We start from the raw sequence: 3452 nt of genomic DNA, 5'->3' as shown, positions 1-3452 counted from the left end.
CGCGCAGCGTAATGTTTGAATAGTTGGCGAAAAGGCGATCGAGCGTCGGCTTGCGCGCGGCCGCGATGGCGCTGCCGACATCGGACTTGGCGATACCGTAACCGTCCATGACGATCGTCACAAGGGGACCCTGAATCCCAGGGAAAGAGACAGACTTCTGCAGCATGATAGGCTTCCCGGCGAAGTGAGGAGAAGAGAACGAAGGCCGCTGAGCGCGGAAACCACTAGGCTTGGACGCAGTATACCCGGAAGCGACAGACAAGGCTGCCCTCCCCCGGGTCGACCCGATCAAGCCGCACTGGCCGGCAGGGCGCCGCGCCGGCGCCCACGCCAATAGCCGCCGACCACCGACCCCCGACGGCGGACGCTGAGCGCTTGTGCGCCTGGGGGGAATCGGATAAAAAGCGAAACCCAGTAACGATGAGGAAGCCAGTGAACGCAAACAAGACGAAGCAGACCAAAGGCAAGCTTGGGCCAATCGCCTGCCTGGTCTACACGCTGTTGTCGCTACCCCTGTCCGGCCCAGCCACGGCCGAAGCGGGTCGGCTGACCTCGACGAGCGCAGCAGCCGGCGAGGCGAGCGCAGCACCGGGCAGCGAACCGGCGGCTGCCGACGACGAACCTACGGATCGCCTGCGCCATCTGGAGATGGCCGACACGCCGACCGAATGGCGCGAGACCACCTTGACCGGCGACTGGCAGGGTCGCCGGCAACGCCTGTCGGATGCCGGCATCAAGATCGACCTGTCCTACACCGGCGACCTGCTGCGCAACACGCGCGGCGGTCTGCGCCGGGGCAGCGCCTATCTTGGTCACGTCGATCTGGTGCTGCGGCTGGACGGCGAGAAGCTTGTCGGCTGGCCGGGTGGCGCGGCCTACCTGCAACTGATCGGCAACAGCGGGGGCCCGTTCAACGGACCTTACGCCGGGAGCCTGATGGGCAGTGACAACATTGAAGCTCCGCGCAACCGGACCGGCGTCTTCCGCGCCTGGTTGCAGCAGTCCTTCCTTGACGATCGTGCTTCCCTGCGGCTTGGCCTTTACCCGGTGGACACCGAGTTCTACGTCACCGACGCTTCCGGCATCTTTCTGCATCCGTCTTTTGGCATGGCGGCCGAAGCGGGCGACTTCGGCACGCGCGCCGGACCGCCGATGTACGCGACGAGTTCGTATGGTGCTCGCCTACGCTTCGAGCCCGACCCCGCCTGGTATGCCATGCTGGCCCTGGCGCAAGCGGTGCCCAGCGAGCGCATCGGAAAAGTCGGACCACATATCACCTGGCAGCAGGGCGCAGGCAGCCTGCTCATCGCCGAACTGGGCTTCAGCCCGACCAAGGCCGGTCTGCTCGCCGACCAGCCGACTGTCCCCACCGAGAAGAGCGATGACTTTGCGCCGATCAGCAAGCTGGCGGTCGGTGCGTGGCGATTCAACCCGCGCTTCGCGCAGATCGCTGCCATCGGGGCAGACGGCGAGGCGCTGATGGCGCGCCATTGGGGCGCCTACCTGCTCGCCGAGCAGACGCTCTACCGAGTACCCGGAGAAAACCGTGATGTCGCGGTATTCTTCCGCTACGGCATTGCCGACGGCCGGACGAACAACCTCGACTCCTCGCTGAGCTTTGGCCTCAGCCTGCGCGGACCTTTCGCCGGGCGCGACAACGACACATTCGGCATCGCCGTCACGCGCGCGCACGCCGGCGCTCAGGGCAGACATGGCCTGGCGGAGTCGCTCGGCTCGTCACTTGCGGCGGAAGCGGAAAGCGTGCTGGAAATCGCCTACCGGGCGCAGGTCATGCCCGGCGTCGTCTTGCAGCCCTTGTTCCAGCGCATCCTCAACCCTGGCCTCAGTCTGCCACACGCCAGCATCGTCGGCGTCCGACTGCAGCTCGCCTTCTGACTTGCCGAACGAACGTGCACGCGGCCGGGCGACGGGCCGACAGCCCGATCGACGCTAATGGGCGACCGGACGCCCGCCGCGGTCCGCCGGCAGGCGGACGCTGCGCGCCTGCGAATATCGGTGCTCGTGCCTGCCGTGCGAAGCCGAACGTCGCTGCTCACGCCGTTCGCTCGCGCTGATGCGGCGCGCGACCAGCCAGGCGATCTTGCCGGCCAGCAGCAGAGCGCAGACGATCCAGAAGAGCGGATACTCGACGGCATCCTTCACCATGTTGATCAACTGCCCGATGAGACCGATTCCACCGCTCGCCTGACTCGCCACCGGCGAAGCCGCACTCGCCGCCGCCAGTGATCTTTGCCTGGCCATGTCGTTGGCGCGCTCGGTAGCCAGCAGCGTGTTGCCTTCGTAGCCTAGCGCCAGCCCGCCTTCACTCCTGGTCAACTGCAGTTCCTCGACACCAGCCAGCGAAAAGCTGACCTGGCCGGCGCGCTCGCCCCGCCGCACGTCGAGCGCCTCGGCCACCGCCTCGACTACCCAGCGCTCGACCTCGCGCACCGTCTGCGCGATTGGCTCGCCCATCTCGGCCGCCAAGGCCTGACTCGCCACTTCTCCCGAAGGGAGCACGCGTTCGCGCCCGGCGGTCGCCGGGGCGGGAAGTGATCGCCGCTCCATCTCGAGCTTTGCGGAGCGCGCGGACATTGCTCCGGCATCAGCCGGCGACGCGAACCAGCGATCGAGCGACGGTCCTCCACTGCCCAAGGAAGGATAAGGATTCGGAGACGCTCGCCTGTGCAGGTCCGAATTCAGCCCCAGCTCGGGAAGCTCGGTGCCGAAATCGGCGGAGTGACTGGAATCGAAGAAAACCGGCTCGTCGTTCTCGCCCGGCTCGAAAAACATCTCGTCCGCCGCGTTCCAGGGCTCGCTGACAATCGGTGTCGCCAGTACGTTGCCGACGAGCGCCAACGCCTGGACGAAGACCATCCATAACAGACGTACCCGCGGCCTCGTCACCATGCAGACTGTTCCATGTTATTCGCCACCGCCTGAAGCAAATCTCGCACCATGAACATAACATATCATTAAAGCATGCTTCTGTGGTGAGCATGACGGGCCTGCAGCAGGCCCGATGTAAAGTTCGCCGACAGGCTTCGCAGGCGGGGCGATTTGCGGCTTCGCCCAGGCTGGACTAGCATAGCCGAATCTGCTGTCGAATAGCGTGCCCCATGATGATCGAAATCACGCATGCTCGCGCGGCGCCTCGCACGACTCGCTTTGCCGGCGCAGCCACAGCGAGTAGCGAGCCTTGAGTGCGCCACGCGCCAGAGGACTGAGTAAAGCGATGCGCGACGAATCGACCCGGGTGGCCTGGCACTATCTTGCCGCAGAGGAGGTGGCCCTGCGCCTGGCGGCTAGCTGCGCCGATGGCCTGGACGAAGCCGAAGTCATCGGGCGGCGCGCCGTCCATGGCGAAAACCGGATCACGCCGAGACCCCGGAAGGGTCCGCTGCGCCGTTTTGCCCTGCAGTTCGTCCAGCCACTGGTCGTCGTTCTGCTCC

Annotated in this window: 3 protein-coding genes and 1 pseudogene; 2 read left to right on the top strand and 2 right to left on the bottom strand. The window is 65.9% G+C overall.

Features of this window, described 5'->3' with window-relative positions; translation table 11 throughout:
* A pseudogene (locus RKP46_RS13840) lies at positions 1-166 on the bottom strand (2,3-bisphosphoglycerate-independent phosphoglycerate mutase); the annotation flags it as partial.
* Positions 167-432: 266 nt separating this feature from the next.
* On the opposite strand from RKP46_RS13840, the gene RKP46_RS13835 reads away from it, so the two are divergent.
* On the top strand, positions 433-1896 hold the full coding sequence (locus RKP46_RS13835; protein WP_311107169.1) for a carbohydrate porin: 1464 nt from the start codon (positions 433-435) through the stop codon (positions 1894-1896).
* Between the two features lie 54 nt (positions 1897-1950).
* Here RKP46_RS13835 and RKP46_RS13830 read toward each other — a convergent pair whose 3' ends face one another.
* Positions 1951-2910, bottom strand: a complete 960-nt coding sequence (locus RKP46_RS13830; protein WP_311107168.1) for a hypothetical protein — start codon at positions 2908-2910, stop codon at positions 1951-1953.
* A 325-nt stretch (positions 2911-3235) separates the two neighbouring features.
* Here RKP46_RS13830 and RKP46_RS13825 point away from each other — a divergent pair.
* On the top strand, positions 3236-3452 hold a 217-nt coding region (locus RKP46_RS13825; protein ID WP_311107167.1), incomplete at its 3' end, for a cation-transporting P-type ATPase.

The organism is Accumulibacter sp., from assembly GCF_031732815.1.
Lineage (GTDB): Bacteria > Pseudomonadota > Gammaproteobacteria > Burkholderiales > Rhodocyclaceae > Accumulibacter.
This window is presented reverse-complemented; position numbering and strand designations above follow the sequence as displayed.